Source organism: Streptomyces sp. NPDC050528 (genome assembly GCF_044457795.1).
Taxonomy (GTDB): Bacteria; Actinomycetota; Actinomycetes; order Streptomycetales; family Streptomycetaceae; genus Streptomyces.
Genome location: NZ_JBITHH010000003.1, coordinates 661109 through 680181, shown reverse-complemented (window position 1 = coordinate 680181; position 19073 = coordinate 661109). Strand labels below are relative to the sequence as shown.

The window sequence follows — 19073 nt, the reverse complement described above, 5'->3', positions numbered from 1 at the left end:
ATTCGGGTCCCTTCGTCGAACCTCTCGCCCCGGACGCCCGCACCTGCGGGCCGGTGACGCGCTCGCCATGGTGGGTGCACGGCAGTTGGCGGGGGACCCGGCCAACTGGCCCTGATGTAGGTCCAGTTGGCCCTCTCATCGGCTCCACACGGCGCCCGTGCTTCTTTACGTCAGCGCGGACTTGAGCACGTCGAAGGCGGTCGCAGGATCGGCCAGTGCGTGGTAAATGCCCGGTATCTCGCGGTCATCGAGGCCGAACAGGCCGTAGACGGCGTGCATCGCGCCGCGCACGGAGTACTCGACGGTGAAGACCACGTCCTCGGGAATCTCCGTGAACTGGCCCAGGAAGGCGAAGTTGGCCGAGTCGCGCGGGATGACCAGGGGCCGGTCGTGCGTGGTGCGCGGGGCGAACTGGCTGGTGATGTACGGCATCATCACCGGGATCACGGTCGTGGTCGCCGCGACCTGCTCCTCGATGTCCGACATGCCGAGATGGCCGAGGAGTTCGGTGAGGATCTCCCGGCCCGTGGCCTCGGCCAGCGGCTTGCCGACGAAGTCTCCGGCGCGGTCGGTGAACAGGCCGTAGCCCCACAGGGTGCAGACGTCCTCGGGCTGGCCGTCGAAGTGCGGGGCGTGCGGTACGACGACGGACATGAGCCAGTTGGAGTCCTTGAACGTCATCAGTGCGCCGGTGCCGGGGAGGTTGCCGGACAGTTCCTCGATGCGGTGCAGGAGGAGTGGGTCGCGCAGGGTGAGGGTGAAGGACTCCCACTTGGCCTCGTCCACGTTGCCGTTGAAGGCGGTGGGTCGGCCGAAGTCGTCGGCCTTGGGGGCGAGGGTCTCCCAGAGCCGCCATCCGCCGTCCCGTTTGTCGCGGACCAGTTCGGGCGCGGTGTCGTCGCTGCCGTAGGCGGCGTCGGCGGTCATCGAGCCCAGGGTGAGGAACGCGTAGTCGTCGGCGGTGAGTTCGTACGTGTCCGGGTGCCCGTCGCGTTCGAGGTGCAGGCGTCGCGCCCGCCGTACGCCGTCCTCGTCGGTGGTGAAGTCGACGTCGGTGACCCGCACGCCGTACTCGAAGACCACGCCACGGGCCTCCAGCCAGGTGCGCAGCGGCCGGATGATCGAGTCGAACTGGTTGAGGCGGGTGCGGCGTACACCGGCGAGGGTGTGCATGCGGGGGAACTCCTGCATGAAGCGCAGGAGATAGCGCTTGAGCTCGATGGCGCTGTGCCAGTTCTGGAAGGCGAACGTGGTGCGCCACATCGTCCAGAAGTGGGTGGCGAAGAAGTGCGGGGAGAAGAAGTCCTCGATCCTGCGGGCTCCGATGACCGCTTCGGGCAGCACCAGCAGACGGGTCAGCTCCAGGCGGTCGCGGGTGTCGAGGCCGTAGTCGGCGGCGTCCAGGATCGTGGTGCCGCGGCCGATCAGGCGGGCCTTGGCGTCGGTGGGCCACTTGGCGTTGAACTCGGTGATCTCCTCGCGTACCGAGACCGTCTCGTCGGTCAGGGTGGGGATCGTCTCCAGGAGGTTCCACAGGCAGGTGTAGGCCTCCTCCTCCAGCATCCGTCCGCCGCGGGTGACGTACCCGGCGGGTTCGCCGCTGCCGTCCATCGAGCCGCCGGCGACGGGGAGTTCCTCCAGGACGTGGATTCGCTCGGCGGGGAAGTCCGCGTCGCGGACGAGGAAGGCGGCGGCTGCGAGGGAGGCGATGCCGCCGCCGACGAGGTAGGCGTGGGATGAGCGCGGAGCGTCTGCCATGACGTTCCTCCGTTCTGCCGCCAGGGTCGTACGGGCGGCCGACAATGTTCAGGACCCTGCGCGACAGGCACCCGGTGTGGCTGTGCGGTGTGGGGCGCGGGGACGGCGCCGGACTGCTCGGGGCGAGCGTGGCGGCCATGCCACCAGCCAACTCGCGGGGCGTTGACCAGGGCAGGGGCCGAAGGTCCCTGCCCACCTGCCGATTGCCCCCGGTTGAACAGGACGCGGCAGCCAGGTCGATGCGGACGGCTCGGCCGTGTCCTCAGCCCACCGTCGGACTCGGTGAGAGCGTGCTGTTCGCCGGCGGAGCGAGAACGACCTGCGGCTGTGTCGCAACCGGGGGCGGCGGGGTCATGTCCTGGGCCGGGAGCGTGGGCGCGGTGGTCTCCTGGACGAGTACCTGGCCGAAGTCGACCAGGCCGGTCTTCTCCAGGACCGTGAGGTCGTCCAGGTCGGTGTCGTTGGCCTGGTCGGCCAGGGCGCGGACCAGCGAGTTCCTCGTGGTGGTGCGGACGCTCGCGATCGTGGAGAGGACCTGACCGTCCGCCGCGCGCAGGAGGGTGGCCATGTCGGTGTCGAACCGCTTGCCGCTGTCCGCCTTCAATGCGGCCACGAAGCCCCGCTGTTGTGGCGACGGCCGATCGGGCAGGGTGATGTCCAACCGTTCGGCGACTCTGCGGCTGGAGGCGTCCAGCGAGGCACGCCCGTCGATCAGCTGCTCCCCTGCGATCCTGACGGCTTTCGTCGTGCCCTTCCTCAACGCCATCCGACCGACGGGGTACTCCCACAGTCCGGCGGAGCGCACCTCGACCACGAAATCCCGGTCGGCTTCGGTCAGCGGTCCGGTCGCCGGGGTGGCGATGACCCGCTCGGGCGCGCTGCGGACCTTCTGGACTCCGAGCATGGCGGGGTAGAGGAGCGACCCGAGGGTGAGGCTGAGCGCACCACCCACGAAGAGAGTTCCCGCCGCTTTGCGTGAAACGAGCACGATGTCTCCTGTCCGGTTCGGAAACCGCACGTACAGGAGTACGGATGCGGGGTGCCGCGGAGCCTCTCGGGCTCGCAACGGGTTCGTAAAGCCGATCGGCGTTCGGCATCCCGGCTGAAGGGCGCGCGGAACCTTGCCCCGCGGCCTTGGACTCGCCGGTGCCGCGGACGTCACCGAGGTGTGGGCAGCGGTTGCTCCGGGGTGTCCGCCTGCTGGAGTTCGGCGAGGATCTGGTTCTGTCCGGTGAGGAGTTCGGTGAGGATGCGGCGCGCGGCGCGCAGGAGGTCGGCGACGTCTCCGCCGGCGAGCGCGTAGCGGACCGTGGACCCCTCCCGCATGGACACGACGATGCCGGAGCGGCGCAGGACGGCCAGTTGCTGCGACAGGCTGGACGGCTCGATCTCGATGTCGGCGAGCAGGTCCCGCACGGACACCGGCCCGTGCTGGAGGAGTTCCAGCACCCTGATGCGTACGGGGTGCCCGAGCATGCGGAAGAAGTCCGCCTTGACCTGGTAGAGGGGGACCTGCATGGATGCTCGCTCCTTGCCGGGTGGGTGGGAATGCGGCTCGCGGGACGTGGCGGCTTCCGGGGGCGGCGTCACACCACAGTCCGCCCTCGGAAGCCGATCCTTCACGCCCCTGGCCCTGCACGGGCGCACCTTGTGACCATGCTGATGTGATGAGTTGAAGAAGTCTTCACATCAAGGGCAGGCGTGGTCCCCGCACGTCAGGGCGGGCTAGATCTCGATCGCCTCCTCCACGCGCTTGAGTTGGTGGCGGGCCATCGCCAGGTTCGAGCGGGCCTTGTCGAGCACGAGGTACAGGAACAGGCCGTTGCCGTTGCGGCCGGTGACCAGGCGGATCAGGTGGTACTGGCTGTCCAGCGTGATCAGGATGTCCTCGATCTGGCCCTTGAGGCCCAGTTGCTCCATGGTGCGCACCTTGGACCGGATCACATCCGTGTTCCCGGCGGCGGCGACCGTCAGGTCCAGGCTCTTGCTGCCGCCCAGCGTGCCCAGCGCCATCCCGCTGGTGTAGTCGACGACCGCGGCCCCCAATGCCCCCTCGGTCCCGGCCATCATTTCCTTCAGCGACACTTCCACATTCGCCACTGCGCCACCCCTTGTGTTCCGTCGGCTACGGCGGACCGGTGCCGATCCGCCTCGGTGCCGGGACCGTACGCAGGTGGCTCTCGCGTCCGGGGAGTCTCTTCGGGACTGATCTGCGACGACCGGACAACGCCACGACGGGACCTGTTGATGGTCCACAACTGGTCCGACCGGTAAGGAAGTTGACGCCTTTTCCGGCGCGAGCGGAACACCGGTTGCACATTCTGGGGCCCGTCCACGAGGCGAGTCGGTGGGCCGATCGGGACCTGACAGCCGGGACCAATGGCCCCGGGTGGGGATATTCGGCCACTGACCACGCTCACCGCCGCCGAGAAGGATCAGGCACAGATCGATTCCCCCGCAGCCACGCGCACAAGGAGCACCACGATGCCCAGGACCCCAGGAAGCAGTGAAGGGGCGGTTCCCAAGGCGGCACTCGGCCTTTCCGGTGCGACAGCGCTCGTGGTCGGCACCATCATCGGGACCGGGGTGTTCGCGCTCCCCTCGGCCTTGGCGCCGTACGGGCCGATCGCGCTCGTGGCGTTCGGGGTCGTCACCCTGGGTGCCCTCGCGCTGGCGGTGACCTTCGGGGCGCTGTCGAAGCGCGTTCCGGGGAGCGGCGGACCGTACGTCTACGCCCGTGAGGCGTTCGGTGAGTTCGCCGGATTCCTCAACGCCTGGTCGTACTGGATCACCGCCTGGGCGGGGAACGCCGCGATCGTGGTGGCCTGGGTCGGCTACGTGGAGGTGTTCGTCAACAGCGGCCACAAGACGGCGATTTCGATAGGCATTGCGCTGATCGGGCTGTGGATACCCGCCGCGATCAACCTCACCGGCGTACGGAACATGGGCGCCTTCCAGGTGTTCACCACGGTGCTGAAGTTCCTCCCGCTGCTCTTCATGGCCACCATCGGGCTGCTGTTCGTCGACCCGCACAACTTCGGTGCGTTCAACGCCAGCGGCCAGTCGGCGATGGGCGCGATCTCCGCCGCCGCACCCATCGCCCTGTTCAGCTACATCGGTCTGGAGGCGGCCTCGGTGGTCGCAGGCCGCGTCCGCGAGCCGGGCCGCAACGTGCCGCGCGCCACCGTGTACGGCACCCTCGCCTGCGCCGTCATCTACATCCTGGGCACCCTCGCCGTCTTCGGCACCGTCTCGCACGGTCAACTCGGTGTCTCCACCGCGCCGTTCACCGACGCCGCCAACAACATCCTCGGCGGCACCTGGGCCGGCGACACGGTCGCCGTCGCCGCGATCGTCTCCGGCATCGGCGCCCTCAACGGCTGGACCATGCTCTGCGCCGAGATGCCCTACGCCGCCGCCCGCGACGGACTCTTCCCCGGTGCCTTCGCCAAACTGCGCGGAGAGAACGGCGTCCCGGTGTTCGGCATCATCGCCTCGACCGTCCTCGCCTCCCTGATCACGGTCTTCAGCTACACGCGCTTCGACGACGTCTTCACCAAGATCGTGCTGCTGAGCGTGCTCACAGCTGTGATCCCGTACCTGTTCTCCGCCGCCGCCCAGCTGTACTGGCTGCTGGTGCGAGGACGCGAGAGCATCGCCGGCCGACGGCTGGCCCGCGACATCACGGTCTCCGTCCTGGCGATGGTCTTCTCGTACTGGGCGATCCTGGGCAGCGGCTACCAGACCGTGTACTACGGCCTGTTCGTCCTGCTGCTCGGCATCCCGGTGTACGTGTGGCTGAAGCGAAACCAAGGGGTCTACGGCGAGGAGCCGGCCCCCGAGCCCGTCGGCAAGGGCAGGACCCCCGAGATCGCGGCCCCGCCGGCCAAGCGGATCTCCCGCGCGCTTCCCACCAGCCGCGCCGGGGCCTTCCTGCGGAACCGCCGCCGCAACCACCGCTGACCGTGCGCCTCAGCCCTCGCACCCGTACGACCAGAGGAGCAGCCCCGCCATGAACGCCACCACCTTCCACGTCGACTCCGAGGTCGGCCGCCTCCGCCAGGTGATCCTGCACCGCCCCGGCCTCGAACTCTCCCGGCTGACCCCGCGCAACGTCGACGCCCTGCTCTTCGACGACATCCTGTGGGCCAAGCGCGCCCGCGAGGAGCACGACGCCTTCGCCCAGGTCCTGCGCGACCACGGGGCCCGCGTCCACTACTTCGCCGACCTGCTCGCCCAGACCCTCGCCGATCCCGAAGCCCGCGACTGGCTCCTGGAGCGGATCGTCACCCCGGCCACCGTCGGCCCGGCACTGATCGACCCCCTGCGCGAGCTGTGCGTCGACCTCGACGGGGAGACGCTCGCCGGCCACCTCATCGGCGGCATCCTCAAGAGCGACCTGACGCTCCCCACCCCGCACAGCCTGGTCTGGAACACCCTCGACGCCGAGGACTTCGCGCTCACACCGCTGCCCAACCACCTCTTCCCGCGCGACAACTCCTGCTGGATGTACGGCCGTCTGTCGGTCAACCCGATGGCCAAGCTCGCCCGGCGCCGCGAGAGCCTGCACGCCGAGGCCATCTACCGTTTCCACCCGATGTTCGCCGGCACCGTCACCACGCCACTCCTGGACGGCGCGGTCGGCACCCTGGAGGGCGGCGACGTCCACGTCCTCGGCAACGGTGCCGTCATGGTCGGCATGGGGGAGCGCACCACCGCCCAGGCCGTGGAGAACCTGGCCGCCCGGCTCTTCGCCACCGGCACGGCGAACCGACTGCTGGCCGTCCAACTCCCCGCCGCCCGGGCCTACATGCACCTCGACACCGTGCTCACCATGGTCGACCGCGACGCCTTCACCGTCTACCCGGGCCTCGCGGACTCCCTGCGCTCGTGGACGCTCACGCCCAGCGACGCCCGCGAGACCGGCTTTGAGGTCACCCTCAACTCCGACCTGGCCGGCGCCCTGGCAGAGGCCCTCGACCTGGACAAGGTCCGGATGCTGTCCGCGCCGCAGGACATCCGGAGTGCCGAGCGCGAGCAGTGGGACGACGGCAGCAACTTCCTCGCCCTCGCCCCCGGCGTGGTCGTCGGCTACGAGCGCAACGTCACCACCAACACCTACCTCCGCAAGCAGGGCATCGAGATCGTCACCATCGCCGGCGCCGAACTCGGCCGCGGCCGGGGCGGACCGCGCTGCATGAGCTGCCCCATCGAACGCGACCCGGCTACCTGAGCCGGCAACGCGACCCGGCCGCCTGACCCAGCAAGGGGACTTCACCATGACCGTCGACCTGCGAGGCCGCTCCTACCTGAGCGAACTCGACTTCACAGCAACCGAGATCCACCACCTCCTCGACCTCGCCACCGACCTCAAGGCCGCCAAGCGCACCGGCACCGAACAGCCCCGGCTGACCGGCAAGAACCTCGCGTTGATCTTCGAGAAGACCTCCACCCGCACTCGCTGCGCCTTCGAGGTCGCCGCCGCCGACCAGGGCGCCCACACCACCTACCTCGGCCCCGGCGACACCCACATCGGCGCCAAGGAGTCCATCGCCGACACCGCCCGAGTGCTGGGCCGCATGTTCGACGCCATCGAGTACAGAGGCTCCGACCAGGCCCTCGTCACCGAACTCGCCGCCCACTCCGGCGTCCCCGTCTACAACGGCCTGACCGACACCGCACACCCCACCCAGAGCCTGTGCGATGTCCTCACCATGCACGAACACAGCTCCAAGCCCCTGCCCGATATCGCCTACTGCTACCTCGGCGACGCCCGCAACAACATGGGCAACTCGCTGCTGTCGATGGGTGCCCTGCTCGGCATGGACGTACGGATCGCGGCACCGAAGGCACTGTGGCCGGCGGCCGAACTCGTCGCCGCCTGCCAGGTGTTGGGCGAGAACAGCGGAGCCCGGATCACCCTCACCGAGGACGTCGAAACCGCCGTGCACGGTGCCGACTTCCTGCACACCGACGTGTGGGTCTCCATGGGCGAGCCCGCCGACTCCTGGCGGAAGCGGATCGAACTGCTCCTCCCGTACCAGGTGAACGACAAGACGCTGGCCGCCACCGGAAACCCGGACGTCAAGTTCATGCACTGCCTGCCGGCGCTGCACGACCGCCGCACCCACCTCGGCCAGGACCTCTTCGACACCTACGGGCTGGACGGCCTGGAGGTCACCGACGACGTGTTCTCGTCCCCCGCCTCGATCGTCTTCGACCAGGCGGAGAACCGCCTGCACACCATCAAGGCCGTACTCGTCGCCACCCTGGAGGACTGAACCATGCGCATCGTCATCGCGCTGGGCGGCAACGCTCTGCTGCGCCGCGGCGATCGCCCCGACGCGGCCGTGCAGGAGGCGAACATCGACCGGGTGACCACCGCGATCGCCGCCCTCGCCCACGACCACGAGATCGTCATCACCCACGGCAACGGCCCCCAGATCGGCCTGCTCGCCGTGGAGAGCGCCGCCGACCCCGCCCTGAGCGCCCCCTACCCGCTCGACCTGCTCGGCGCCCAGACCCAGGGCATGATCGGCTCCCTGCTGGCGCGCACCCTGCACGACGCCCTGCCCGGCCGTCGTATCGCCGCCCTGGTCACCCACACCCTCGTGCGGGCCGACGACCCGGCCTTCGAGCACCCCACGAAGTTCGTCGGTCAGGTGTACTCCCACGACGTCGCGTCTGCGCTCGCCCGCCGACGAGGCTGGCTCATCGGCGCCGACAGCACCGGCTGGCGCCGCGTGGTTCCCTCCCCGGCACCCGAACGGATCCTGGAGACGGACACGATCCACGACCTGCTGGGCTGCGGCACGCTCGTCATCTGCGCGGGCGGTGGTGGCGTTCCTGTCACCGCGGACTACGACACCGGGGCGCTCACCGGGGCGGAAGCCGTCATCGACAAGGACCTCACGGCAGCCCTGCTCGCCGAGCACCTGAAGGCCGACTTCCTCCTGATCCTCACGGACGTGCCCTGCGTCTACTCCGGCTACGGCACCCCCGACCAGCAGCCCGTCCTCGGCGCCACCCCCGCGCAACTGCGCGGCGGCGACTTCCCGGACGGCTCCATGGGACCGAAGACCGAGGCCGCCGCCCGGTTCGTCGAGCGCACCGGGGGACTGGCCGCGATCGGCGCCCTGGACGCGGCGTACGAGATCGTCCACGGCCGGTCGGGCACCCTCGTCCGCCCCGACCTGCCCGTCGTATGAGCGTCCGCAGTGGGGAGGGCCGTTCGGCCCTCCCCATGGGTCGGACGGCCAAGGTCAGGGCCCTGACCGGCCCTCCCGACGACCGGAGCATCGGACCAGCATGGAGTCAGGGAGACATCCCCGTGCGGAGCAAGGGAGAGAACCGGCGATGACAACGACAGCGGTAGTCGGAACACGCGCATCCGAGGCATGGCGCGGCTTCGCCGGCACGTCTTGGCGCGAGCGCGTCGAGGTGCGCGACTTCATCCAGGCCAACTACACGCCGTACGAAGGCGAGGCCGGCTTCTTGACCGGTCCCACAGACCGCACGCGAGCCGTGTGGGAGAAGGTCAGCGCCCTGTTCCCGGAGGAGCGCAGCCGGGGCGTCCTCGACGTCGACGCCGCCACCCCTTCCACGATCACCTCGCACGCGCCCGGATACATCGACCGGGAACGGGAGTTGATCGTCGGCCTGCAGACCGACGCCCCGCTGAAGCGCGCGATCATGCCCAACGGCGGCCTGCGCATGGTCGAGAACAGCCTGAAGGCGTACGGCTATGAGCCCGACCCGTTCGTCACGCGGGTCTTCGGTACCTACCGCAAGACCCACAACGACGGTGTCTTCGACGCGTACACGCCCGAAATGCGGGCGGCCCGCAAGGCCGGCATCATCACCGGACTGCCCGATGCCTACGGCCGCGGCCGGATCATCGGCGACTACCGGCGCGTGGCGCTGTACGGCACGGACCGCCTGATCGAGGCCAAGAAGGCCGAGCGGGCCATCCTCGACGCCTGTGCGTCCTCCACCGAGGTCATCCGCGACCGGGAGGAACTCGCCGAACAGACAAGGGCGTTGGGCGAACTGACGCGAATGGCGGCGACGTACGGCTGCGACGTCTCGCGCCCCGCCGCCACCGCCCACGAGGCCGTGCAGTGGCTCTACCTCGGCTACCTGGCCGCCGTGAAGGAGCAGAACGGCGCGGCGATGTCGCTGGGCCGCACCTCCACCTTCCTGGACGTCTATCTCCAACGGGACCTGGACGAAGGCGTGTTGGACGAGTCCCGGGCCCAGGAACTGATCGACGACTTCGTGATCAAGCTGCGGATCGTACGGTTCCTGCGCACCCCCGAGTACGACGCCCTGTTCTCCGGCGACCCGACCTGGGTGACAGAGTCCATCGGCGGCATGGGCGAGGACGGACGCACCCTGGTCACCCGCACGTCCTTCCGGTTCCTGCAGACGCTGTACAACCTCGGCCCCGCCCCCGAGCCGAACCTGACGGTCCTGTGGTCGCCCCAACTCCCCTTCGCGTTCAGGGAGTTCTGTGCCCAGGTCTCGATCGACACCAGCGCCGTCCAGTACGAGTCGGACGAGCTGCTGCGCCCGTGCACCGGCGACGACACCGCGATCGCCTGCTGCGTGTCGGCGATGCGGGTCGGCCGGCAGATGCAGTTCTTCGGCGCCCGGGTCAACCTCGCCAAGGCGCTGAACTTCGCGACCCGCCTCGACCGGCTCGGCGTCCCGATGTGGATCCGGTACGTCCTGGTTCCCGGCTGGACCGACGATCCGGAAGCCGTGGACGCCCTGGCCGGTTTCGTGGCGGGACTTGGCATGGTGGAGCGGGTCGATGTCCTGCCGTTCCACAAGCTGGGCGCCTCGAAATACGAAGCCCTCGGTGTGCCCTTCCCGTTGGATGACACCTTGGTTCCCGCCCCAGCTCTGGTCGAGAGCGTCCGCGCACGCTTCGGGAAGCATGGAGTCCAGGCTTACTGAGCGCCGAGCCATGGCCGGCATCAGCTTCATGTGCGGCGGTTTGACGGTGACGACGATGATCGTGGACGCCGTCATGGTCGGCCGTAACGCGGCCTTCCCCACCGGATCACGGGGCGCCCGGCATTCGATTGTCGGCCGCGCTTGACGTCGCCCGAAGCTAAGAGCGAGCAGCCCTGGGTCGACTCTCTGTCTGCGACGGGATGTCCATGACTTGTGGCGTTACGACAACGGGTGCGGCGGGTGAATGACGGTGGCAGCGCCTGCGGCCATGGCGGTCGTGGTGGCCATTTGGTGGCCAAGCGTGCAAAGGGGCTCCCGCTCGGCTGCGCAACTGGGGGCCCAGGGGAACGGTTGTTGTGCCGACCCGACCATCGCGCGTTCCAACTGCCCCTCGTTTGGTTGCCGGCCCTGGCAGACCTTCTCGGCCTCTGCCGGCCCGCCTCCGGCGAAGTCAGGCCAGCGCCTGAATGGTTCGGCGACGACGGTGCCGACACTGACGCGATGTCCGAGATCCTGCTGGATGCTCAGGCGGATCAACCACCTTCTCGCCCGCCCCGATGGGACAGGTGCGGATGTCTTGGCGTGATTCGACGGAGACTGGTCTTGGCCGGGACTTGTCCGGCGAGACGTCAAGGCGGCAGCTCCTCGTTTGCCGTGAGGGCGGTGAGTGCGTCGCGCAGGCCGGCGCGGGCGGTGATGCCGAGTTTTGGGAACACGTTGTAGAGGTGGCCGCTGACCGTGCGGGCGGAGAGGTGCAGTCGTTCGCCGATGGCCTTGTTCGTCAGGCCCGAGGCCGCGAGTGTGGCGATCTGCAGCTCCTGGGGTGTGAGCCGGGTGTCCGTCGAACCGGTCTGCCGTCGGGATACGCCGGTCGCTCCCAGTTCGTTTCTGGCGCGCTCGGCCCATGGTGCGGCTCGCAGCCGATCGAAGATCGTCAGCGCGGCGTTGATGCGGATGCGTGATTCGACGGTGGCCCGTTCCCTGCGCAGGTGTTCGCCGTAGGCCAGCAGTACGCGTCCGCGTTCGAAGGGCCACAGGTTCTCGGGCGCCGCTGCGAGGGCCCGGTCGAAGTGGGCGTTCGCCGCCTCGCCCTCGGACACCAGCGCCTGCGCTGCGGCCACGAGCATGGCCCAGCGGGTGGAGATCTTGGTGATGTCCATCCGGAGCATCGCTTCGACGTAGTCGCGTGCCTGGTCCGAGCGGCCGGTTCGGACGGCTGCCTCGACGAGGTCGTAGGCGACGAAGAGTTGGAGTTGTCGGGCGGTGCCGGGTTCCAGTCCGTGTGGGCTGATCTTGGTCGCCTCGGTGTATGCCGTCTCGAAGTCGCCGCGGCCGATCGCCGCGAGGGTCCGTACGCGGTACACGTGCTGCGGCACGATGAAGGCCTGGCGCGGGATCGACCAGGCCAGCATTTCCTCCAGCGGTTCTTCCGCCTCGTCCTGCTGCCCGAGCGCGGCTGCGGCGAGAGCCTTGCTGTAGTGCAGGAACCAGACGAAGTTGACGTATCCGTAGGACTCGGCGCGCTCCAGTCCCTCTTCCGCGAAGCGCTGGGTGTCGTCCCATCGGCCGGCGAGGTAGCTCTCCGCGCACAGCAGCATGAGCGCGTTGGTGACGGAGGCGACGGCCCCGGTGCGGGCGGCGTCCTGCCAGACGCGCAGCAACGGCTCGCGCAGGTCAGCGAGGCGGTCGACGTCGTTGGCGACATACCCAACGCGGATGATCTGCCCGGGGTCGAGCTCTGTCGTCAGGGTCGCGATCTCCTGGTCCAGGGCGTGCAGGGCCTCGGGGGAGACGAGGGCCGGATTGGACACGACCTCGGAGCGGATGAGCAGGCCCTCGGGCAGCAAGTCGCGATACTTGTCGACCAGTTCGAGGTAGGGGTCCCACATCTCCTTGCGTCCGTTGAGCGAGGCGATCACCGAAAGGACCCAGATCGCGGCGTTGATCTCCTCCGCTGTCGGCTCCGCCCCGGGGGCCCGCAGGGCGGTGGTGAGCACCCGAAAGGCCGAGACGACATCCGCGTCGGAATACAGCATGAGCGAGGCCGCGGCCGAAGCCGTCGCCAGCGAGCCGACGTCGGCGTCCAGGCGGCGCGCGTCGGTGAGCAGCTGCGAGACCGACTGGAGGTCTCCCATCACCTCGGCCGCGAAGTACGCGGCCCCGGCCAGGCGTTGTGATCGGTGCTCGGGATCGGGGCTCAGATCGGCCGAGCGTGTCATGGCCGCCACCGCCGCGGAGGGGTCTCCGCGTTTGAGTGCCTGGATCGACTCGTGCTGGAGGAGGGTGGCCACCTCCTCGTCGGGGCCGAAGGAGGCATCGGCGAGGTGCCAGGCGCGCCGTCCAGGATCGGCGCGTCGGCAGCCGGCGAGTGCCCGGTGGGCCCTGCGCCGTTGCTCGGGCCGGGCCAGTTCTACGACGGCGGAGCGCACCAGTGGGTGGCGGAAGACGATCGAGTGGCGGCTGTCGACGACGATGATGCGCTCGCGTTCGGCGATGTCGAGGTGGTCGGCGGCATCGGGTCCCACCACGCTCGCGGCGGACAGCGCCTGGCCCGAACCGTCCAGGGCGAGCAGCAGGAGCAGGTCCCGGGTCTCCGGTGCGAGCGCGGTGATCCGGGCGGTGAACATCCGGGTGAGCCGTTCGGTCAGCGGCAGCACGGTGGGAAGCATGTCCGCCGTGGGGTACCGGTCCGAGGCCAGCGTCGTCGGCAGTTCGACCAGGGCGAGCGGGTTTCCCTGGGCCTCGGAGACGATGCGCCGGCGCACGTGCTCGGCCAGGTCCGGGTAGCGGGCGAGCAGGAGGGCCTCGGACTCCGCATCGTCCAGGGAACGCATGGTGAGGCTGTTGACGTCGCCGCGAACGCGCAGGGGCTCCCCGGTCGTACGGACTGTCGAGAGCACCCGCACTCGGGTTCCGGCGACCCGCCGGGCCACGAAGGACAGGACGTCGGCGCTGGCGTCGTCGAGCCACTGGGCGTCGTCGACGATGGCGACCAGCGGCTGTTCTCGTGCGGCGAGCAGGAGCAGTGACAGGGCCGCGGTCGAGATGAGGATGCGCGAGGGCGTCGCGCCCTCGCCGAAGCCCAGTGCCACCCGTAGAGCGCTTTCGTGGTCCGGGCCGAGTTCCGCGAACAGCGGGACCAGCGGCACCAGCAGCTGGTTGAGGCCGGCGAACGCGATATTGGCCTCGAACTGGGCGCCGGCCGCCCGCAGCGTCCTCATGCCCCGGGCGTGGGCGAGATCGGCGGCGGCGTCGAGCAGGGCGGACTTTCCCACACCGGGATCACCGAACAGGGTCAGCGAGCCGCCGAGTCGGGCGGTGTCGTCGATCACTGCTCGGATGAGGTCCAGTTCGCTGGACCGGCCGGTCAGGCCGGTTCCGACGTCCTGGCCTTCGGTGCCCAGGTGCTCTGCGCTCATGAGGAGGCGCCTCTTTCCCCTGTCCGTCCCGACTCTATTCGACGCCCCGCCGCACCGCGTCGTCGTGTTCTCTAGGGGGCGGTGGTCGTGGCGGCGTCCTCGATGAGGTGGGTGACGGTGCCGGGGTGGGAGATCAGCGCGACGTGGGAGCTGTTGATCTCGATGGTGTGCGAGTGGGCGCGCCGGGCCTCGAACCGCTCCAGCGGTGCGCCCAGCGCCTCGTCCTGCCGGGCGACCAGGGCCCAGGAGGGGATGGTGTGCCAGGCGGCGGCCGTGGCCGAGGAGGCGAACGCGGCGGCGGCGACAGGGCGCTGTTCGGCGCCCATCACGACGGTCTGGGAAGCGGGCAGGTCGGCCGCGAACACGGCCCGGAAGCGGTTGGAGTCGACGTACAGGTCCGAGCCGCCGGTGCCGTCGGAGTTGCTGAAGGGCACCGGGCGCAGGGCGGGGGCCAGTTCGTTGGTGCCGGGGAACTTGTCCGACAGCGCGCTCAGCTTCTCGCCCTTGTCCGGGACTAGCGCCGCGATATAGACCAGGGCCTTGACCTGAGGGTCACCGGCGGCGGCCTGGGAGATGACGGCGCCGCCGTAGGAGTGGCCCACCAGGATGACCGGACCCTTGACACTGGCCAGGACGCTGGCGACGTAGGTGGAGTCCTCGGCCAGGCCGCGCAACGGGTTGGCCGGAGCGATGACCGGGTAACCGTCGCGCTGTAGGCGCTCGACCACGCCGTTCCAGCTCGAAGCGTCGGCGAAGGCGCCATGCACCAGTACCACCGTGGGCTTGGGGGCGGCGCGGCTGGTGTGGGCGGAGGCCAACGGGATCAGGGACAGGCTGGCCGAAGCGGTGACAGCGGCGGTGATGAGCAAGGTGCGCAGCCGGGGGCGGGGGATGGACATGATGGATCTCCTTGGGAGGGGGTGGGGGTGAGCGGGTGAGGGGGAAGCCAGGGCAGGCGGTGCTCCATGGGCTGTCAGGACGAGGTCCAGCAGGTCGGTCGTGCCATGCAGTCGCTTGCGTGTGGAACCCCCTGGGCCGGAGGCTCGTGCGACCCGGCCCAGAGGGTGGCTGCGGGGAGGGGAGGGGAGTGCACAGGGCCTGCCAGGGGCGGGGCGCTGGTCAGACGGCCTGGCCGAGTGCCTGGAACTGGGCGTCGGTCAAGGTGACCTGCGCGGCCCGGGTGTTCTCCTCCAGGTGGGCCACGCGGGAGGTGCCGGGGATGGGCAGCATCACCGGGGAGCGCCGCAACAGCCAGGCCAGGGCCAGCTGGGAGGGGCTCGCACCGTGCTCCTTGGCGAGCGTGTCCAGCGGGCCGCCCGGGCGCGCCAGCCGGCCGGTGGCCATCGGGAACCACGGGATGAAGCCCAGGTTTTCCCGCTCGGCGTACTCCAGGATGTCCTCGGCACCGCGATCGGCCAGGTTGTACAGGTTCTGCACGGAGACGATGTCCGCGATCTTCCGGGCTTCCTCGATCTGCTCCACGGTCACCTCTGACAGGCCGATGTGGCGGATCTTGCCCTCCTGCTGCATGAGGAGCAGTTCACCGACCTGGTCGGCCAGCGGGACCTTGGGGTCGACGCGGTGCAGCTGGTAGAGGTCGATCCGCTCCACGCCCAGGTGGCGCAGGCTCAGTTCGGTTTGCTGCCGTAGGTACTCGGGGCGGCCGAGCGCGCGCCAGTCGCCCGGGCCCGAGCGGGAGAGTCCGCCCTTGGTGGCGATCACCAGGTGCTGGGAGTACGGGTGGAGGGCCTTGCGGATGAGCTGCTCGCTGACGAACGGGCCGTAGGAGTCGGCGGTGTCGATGAAGTTCACGCCGAGTTCGGCGGCCCGGCGCAGCACGCGCACGGCCTCCTCGGGGTCCTTGGGGTCGCCCCACACTCCGGGGCCCGTCAACTGCATCGTGCCGTAGCCGAGCCGGTTGACGGGCAGGTCGCCGCCGAGGCGGTGGACCCCGGAGGAGTCGGCGGGACGTGCGGTCTCCTGTGACATGGTCTGCCTTCCTTATCGAATAAGGGTTCGTCTAAAACTTCGGGCGGGGCGGCGGGTGCCTCTGTTGCCGGGGCGGGTCGGCCGCGTTCACGCGGCCCTCGACTCGGGGCGTGGGATGTCACGCTGGTGTTCGGTCAGGCCGCCCCAGATTCCGTACGGCTGGCGGGTGCTCAGCGCGAATGCGGCGCATCTGTCGAGGACCGGGCAGGCCCGGCAGACTTCTACGGCGCGTTGTTCGCGCCTGCGTCGGCGGTGGCCGCGTTCGCCGGGAGGCGAGAAGAACACGGCCGATGCCATGCCCCGGCAGGCGGCGTCTGCCTGCCATTGCCAGGTGTCGAGCAGGGGGACGAGGGGACTGGCGTTCATGGTTGATTTCTTCTCCGCGGAGTAGGAGTGGCGGGCGGGTGGTGTGCGGGCGGGCAGGAGCCGGCAGTGGCCGGGCTCCTGACCGCCCGCGTGACGACTACGAAGCGAGGAAGTCGACGAGCGCCGCGTTGACCTGGTCCGCGTGGGTCCACAGCAGCCCGTGGGGGGCGTCGTCGATCTCGACGTACTGCGCGTCGGGCACCGCCTTGGTGAACTGTCGACCGGTGGCGTCGATCGGCAGGATCCGGTCGGCGGTTCCCTGGAGGATGAGCGTCGGCACGTCGATCTTCGCGATGTCGGCGCGCATGTCGGTGTGCCAGCTGGGCACCACGGCCGAGGACGCGAACGGGGACATGCGCGTGGCGGTGACCCAACTGCCGCGCACCGCCTCCTCGCTGATGCGGGTGCCCAGGTTCACGTCGAGGTTGTAGAAGTCGTTGAAGAAGCTGGTGAACCAGGCGTACCGGTCCGACTCCGCGGCCGAGATGATCCCGTCGAACACGCTGGCGGGAAGGCCGGTGGGGTTGTCGGGAGTCTGAAGCAGGAACGGTTCGATGGGTGCCAGGAACGCGACCTTGCGCAGGTTGTCGGTGCCACGGGTGCCGATGTAGCGGCCTATCTCGCCGGTGCCCATCGAGAAGCCGACCAGGGAGACGTCCTTGAGGCGCAACACGTCGAGCAGTACGTCGAGGTCGTTGGCGAAGGTGTCGAAGTCGTAGCCGGTGGTGGGCTGGCTGGACTGGCCGAAGCCCCGGCGGTCGTAGGTGATGACGCGGTGTCCGGCCTTGAGGAGCACCGGGATCTGCAGCTCCCAGGACTTGCCGTCCAGCGGGTAGCCGTGGATCAGCACGACGGGCGAGCCCTCGCCGTGGTCCTCGTAGTACAGGTCCACGTCGGTGGTGTTTTCCTTGGCGACGGTGATGTAGGGCATGGCTTCGCTTCCTGATGGGGAGGGGGTGGACGTGACGGTGTGACGGGGCGGGGGTAGGGCCGCCGGTTCAGGGCCGGCGCAGGGCCTGGACCGCGAAGGCGGCGACCTCGTGGTCCTGCGCGGGTGATCCGCCGCCGGCTCCCAGCGCCCCGACGACGACGCCGCGGGCGTCGGTGATCGGGACGCCGCCGGCGACGAAGGCCAGCGGGAGCGTGGTGGCGGTCTGGATCGAGGACAGCGGGGCGCCGGACTGCACGGCGGGGGCCAGGTCCGCGGTCGCGGCGCCGAAGTACACGGAGGTGCGGGCCTTGGCCTGGGAGGTGTCGATGGAGGCGAGCGCCGCGCCGTCCATCCGGGTCACCAGCACGGTGTTGCCGCCGCCGTCGAGGACCGTGAAGGTGTACGGGACCCCGAGCTCAGTGGCCTTGTGGACGCCTGCGGCGGTGGCCGTGGCCGCGTCGTCCAGGGTGAGGATGACGGGCGAGATCTGCGTGATGGGCATGGCCGTTCCTCTTCAGGTCGTTCCTCTTCAGGTCGTGCCGGGTGGGGTCACTTCTCCTGGTAGGGGGCGGCCTTGGCGAGGTCGGGGCGGGTGACGGGGTGGCCGTCGATGGTCTGGTAGGTGGCGGCGGAGCGGCCGAGGGTGTCGAGGAGGGTGGCGGGGCCGGCGAAGGGCTTGCCACCGATGTGCCAGCCGTCGGTGTGGAGTTCCTCGATGAGGACCCAGACGATCTCGCGGAAGGCCTCGGATCCCTCGAACTTGACCATGACCTCGGTGAGGGCGGCGGCCATGTCGTGCTTCTCCTGGGTGGTGAACACTCCGTCGACGAGCTTGACGTTGACGAACGGCATGGGGTGCTCCTTGGTTCGGGATGCGTTGTCCCTGCCGAGCGGCGGGGACAACTGAAGCGTCGCCCCGGGGGCATCCGGACCGCACCAGTCATCCGACCTGACTCCACGGGGTCTTTGTGCGGCGCCGCCCTCGCACCGGAGCCGTGCGGCCCGCGGCGACACCACCGCACTGGGTGTGCCGGGTGCCAGTGACGAGCGCACCGGGCCGCTGCCCGTACCCGCCCAGGTGGGACCGGGTCGGTGAAACCCGGGTCGAATGACTCATGCCCGGCCGCGGGGCGGCGACGACCATGGGTAGGGACGGCGCAGCCGCCGAATCCCCCACCGATGAAACGAGAAACCCCATGTCCGAGAAATCCAACAAGCAGCTGGTCGCGGAGGCGTTCGACGCCTGGGCCGCCGGTACCGGCGGGGTGTTCGACCTGCTGGCCGAGGACGCCGACTGGACCATCGTCGGCAACAGCGTCGCCTCCGGCACCTACCCCACCCGCGAGGCGTTCCTCGACGCGGTCATCTATCCGTTCAACGCCCGGATGAGCAGCCCGCTGGTGCCGTCCGTCCGCGCGCTGTACGCCGACGGGGACACCGTGGTCGCCCTGTTCGACGCGAGCGCCACGGTGCGGGACGGGTCGCGCTACGACAACACCTACGCCTGGTTCCTGACGATGCGTGAGCAGCGCATCGTGAGCGCGGTCGCGTTCTTCGACAGCGTCGAGTTCAACGACTTCTGGGCCCGGGTCCAGCCCGCCTGACCCCTGCCACCGCCCCCCTTGACCGCTCCGTTCGAAGATCGGAAG

The 19073-nt window shown here is 69.6% G+C and carries 17 protein-coding genes and 1 pseudogene; 7 read left to right on the top strand and 11 right to left on the bottom strand.

The genetic code is table 11. From position 1 onward, the window contains the following. Positions 1 to 165 precede the first annotated feature (165 nt). The 4 genes from ACIBK4_RS14525 to ACIBK4_RS14510 form a co-directional block, all read right to left on the bottom strand. Positions 166 to 1758: an oleate hydratase gene (locus ACIBK4_RS14525; protein ID WP_398994972.1), complete on the bottom strand. Its 1593-nt coding sequence runs from the start codon at positions 1756 to 1758 to the stop codon at positions 166 to 168. A gap of 262 nt (positions 1759 to 2020) precedes the next feature. After that, positions 2021 to 2710: a DUF4142 domain-containing protein gene (locus ACIBK4_RS14520; RefSeq protein ID WP_398995061.1), complete on the bottom strand. Its 690-nt coding sequence runs from the start codon at positions 2708 to 2710 to the stop codon at positions 2021 to 2023. Positions 2711 to 2916: 206 nt separating this feature from the next. Then, complete coding sequence (locus ACIBK4_RS14515) at positions 2917 to 3276, bottom strand: metalloregulator ArsR/SmtB family transcription factor (protein WP_124003527.1); 360 nt, start codon at positions 3274 to 3276, stop codon at positions 2917 to 2919. A gap of 207 nt (positions 3277 to 3483) precedes the next feature. Then, on the bottom strand, positions 3484 to 3858 hold the full coding sequence (locus ACIBK4_RS14510; protein WP_398994971.1) for a hypothetical protein: 375 nt from the start codon (positions 3856 to 3858) through the stop codon (positions 3484 to 3486). A gap of 459 nt (positions 3859 to 4317) precedes the next feature. On the opposite strand from ACIBK4_RS14510, the gene ACIBK4_RS14505 reads away from it, so the two are divergent. The 6 genes and pseudogenes from ACIBK4_RS14505 to ACIBK4_RS14480 all read left to right on the top strand — a co-directional run bounded on the left by ACIBK4_RS14505 (position 4318) and on the right by ACIBK4_RS14480 (position 10864). Further along, positions 4318 to 5721, top strand: coding sequence for an APC family permease (locus tag ACIBK4_RS14505; protein WP_398995060.1), 1404 nt, complete (start codon positions 4318 to 4320; stop codon positions 5719 to 5721). Positions 5722 to 5770: 49 nt separating this feature from the next. Then, on the top strand, positions 5771 to 6991 hold the full coding sequence (locus ACIBK4_RS14500) for an arginine deiminase (protein ID WP_398994970.1): 1221 nt from the start codon (positions 5771 to 5773) through the stop codon (positions 6989 to 6991). A 46-nt stretch (positions 6992 to 7037) separates the two neighbouring features. Next, positions 7038 to 8039 (top strand): ornithine carbamoyltransferase, encoded by a 1002-nt coding sequence (gene argF / locus ACIBK4_RS14495; RefSeq protein ID WP_398994969.1) that lies wholly within the window; start codon positions 7038 to 7040, stop codon positions 8037 to 8039. 3 nt (positions 8040 to 8042) lie between these two features. Continuing rightward, on the top strand, positions 8043 to 8966 hold the full coding sequence (locus tag ACIBK4_RS14490) for a carbamate kinase (RefSeq protein WP_398994968.1): 924 nt from the start codon (positions 8043 to 8045) through the stop codon (positions 8964 to 8966). A gap of 148 nt (positions 8967 to 9114) precedes the next feature. After that, positions 9115 to 10443, top strand: a pseudogene (locus tag ACIBK4_RS14485) (pyruvate formate lyase family protein); the annotation flags it as partial. A gap of 286 nt (positions 10444 to 10729) precedes the next feature. Then, entirely contained in the window at positions 10730 to 10864 is a 135-nt protein-coding gene (locus ACIBK4_RS14480) for a hypothetical protein (RefSeq protein ID WP_398994967.1), read from the top strand. 484 nt (positions 10865 to 11348) lie between these two features. On the opposite strand, the gene ACIBK4_RS14475 is transcribed toward ACIBK4_RS14480, so the two are convergent. The 7 genes from ACIBK4_RS14475 to ACIBK4_RS14445 form a co-directional block, all read right to left on the bottom strand. Continuing rightward, on the bottom strand, positions 11349 to 14138 hold the full coding sequence (locus ACIBK4_RS14475; protein ID WP_398994966.1) for an AAA family ATPase: 2790 nt from the start codon (positions 14136 to 14138) through the stop codon (positions 11349 to 11351). A 71-nt stretch (positions 14139 to 14209) separates the two neighbouring features. After that, positions 14210 to 15037 carry an esterase/lipase family protein gene (locus ACIBK4_RS14470; RefSeq protein WP_398994965.1) on the bottom strand — a complete coding sequence of 276 codons (828 nt, stop codon included), beginning with the start codon at positions 15035 to 15037 and terminating at the stop codon, positions 14210 to 14212. 220 nt (positions 15038 to 15257) lie between these two features. Further along, positions 15258 to 16127, bottom strand: coding sequence for an aldo/keto reductase (locus ACIBK4_RS14465; RefSeq protein ID WP_398994964.1), 870 nt, complete (start codon positions 16125 to 16127; stop codon positions 15258 to 15260). Between the two features lie 87 nt (positions 16128 to 16214). After that, on the bottom strand, positions 16215 to 16493 hold the full coding sequence (locus ACIBK4_RS14460) for a WhiB family transcriptional regulator (protein ID WP_398994962.1): 279 nt from the start codon (positions 16491 to 16493) through the stop codon (positions 16215 to 16217). Between the two features lie 97 nt (positions 16494 to 16590). Further along, the gene (locus tag ACIBK4_RS14455) at positions 16591 to 17424 is read right to left on the bottom strand and encodes an alpha/beta fold hydrolase (protein WP_398994961.1); all 834 of its coding nucleotides are present in this window, start codon (positions 17422 to 17424) and stop codon (positions 16591 to 16593) included. Positions 17425 to 17491: 67 nt separating this feature from the next. Continuing rightward, positions 17492 to 17926 carry a heme-binding protein gene (locus tag ACIBK4_RS14450; protein WP_398994960.1) on the bottom strand — a complete coding sequence of 145 codons (435 nt, stop codon included), beginning with the start codon at positions 17924 to 17926 and terminating at the stop codon, positions 17492 to 17494. Positions 17927 to 17973: 47 nt separating this feature from the next. Beyond that, positions 17974 to 18276 carry a tautomerase family protein gene (locus ACIBK4_RS14445; RefSeq protein ID WP_019064730.1) on the bottom strand — a complete coding sequence of 101 codons (303 nt, stop codon included), beginning with the start codon at positions 18274 to 18276 and terminating at the stop codon, positions 17974 to 17976. A gap of 344 nt (positions 18277 to 18620) precedes the next feature. On the opposite strand from ACIBK4_RS14445, the gene ACIBK4_RS14440 reads away from it, so the two are divergent. After that, positions 18621 to 19028 carry a nuclear transport factor 2 family protein gene (locus ACIBK4_RS14440; RefSeq protein WP_398994959.1) on the top strand — a complete coding sequence of 136 codons (408 nt, stop codon included), beginning with the start codon at positions 18621 to 18623 and terminating at the stop codon, positions 19026 to 19028. Positions 19029 to 19073 lie beyond the last annotated feature (45 nt).

What these genes read in the sequence shown, in the direction of transcription:
- ACIBK4_RS14465 (WP_398994964.1), bottom strand. Translation starts at nt 16,127, where the DNA reads ATGTCACAGGAGACCGCACGTCCCGCCGACTCCTCCGGGGTCCACCGC.
- ACIBK4_RS14525 (WP_398994972.1), bottom strand. Translation starts at nt 1,758, where the DNA reads ATGGCAGACGCTCCGCGCTCATCCCACGCCTACCTCGTCGGCGGCGGC.
- ACIBK4_RS14460 (WP_398994962.1), bottom strand. Translation starts at nt 16,493, where the DNA reads ATGAACGCCAGTCCCCTCGTCCCCCTGCTCGACACCTGGCAATGGCAG.
- ACIBK4_RS14475 (WP_398994966.1), bottom strand. Translation starts at nt 14,138, where the DNA reads ATGAGCGCAGAGCACCTGGGCACCGAAGGCCAGGACGTCGGAACCGGC.
- ACIBK4_RS14500 (WP_398994970.1), top strand. Translation starts at nt 5,771, where the DNA reads ATGAACGCCACCACCTTCCACGTCGACTCCGAGGTCGGCCGCCTCCGC.
- ACIBK4_RS14480 (WP_398994967.1), top strand. Translation starts at nt 10,730, where the DNA reads ATGGCCGGCATCAGCTTCATGTGCGGCGGTTTGACGGTGACGACGATG.
- ACIBK4_RS14445 (WP_019064730.1), bottom strand. Translation starts at nt 18,276, where the DNA reads ATGCCGTTCGTCAACGTCAAGCTCGTCGACGGAGTGTTCACCACCCAG.
- ACIBK4_RS14455 (WP_398994961.1), bottom strand. Translation starts at nt 17,424, where the DNA reads ATGCCCTACATCACCGTCGCCAAGGAAAACACCACCGACGTGGACCTG.
- ACIBK4_RS14470 (WP_398994965.1), bottom strand. Translation starts at nt 15,037, where the DNA reads ATGTCCATCCCCCGCCCCCGGCTGCGCACCTTGCTCATCACCGCCGCT.
- ACIBK4_RS14440 (WP_398994959.1), top strand. Translation starts at nt 18,621, where the DNA reads ATGTCCGAGAAATCCAACAAGCAGCTGGTCGCGGAGGCGTTCGACGCC.
- ACIBK4_RS14450 (WP_398994960.1), bottom strand. Translation starts at nt 17,926, where the DNA reads ATGCCCATCACGCAGATCTCGCCCGTCATCCTCACCCTGGACGACGCG.
- argF (WP_398994969.1), top strand. Translation starts at nt 7,038, where the DNA reads ATGACCGTCGACCTGCGAGGCCGCTCCTACCTGAGCGAACTCGACTTC.
- ACIBK4_RS14490 (WP_398994968.1), top strand. Translation starts at nt 8,043, where the DNA reads ATGCGCATCGTCATCGCGCTGGGCGGCAACGCTCTGCTGCGCCGCGGC.
- ACIBK4_RS14515 (WP_124003527.1), bottom strand. Translation starts at nt 3,276, where the DNA reads ATGCAGGTCCCCCTCTACCAGGTCAAGGCGGACTTCTTCCGCATGCTC.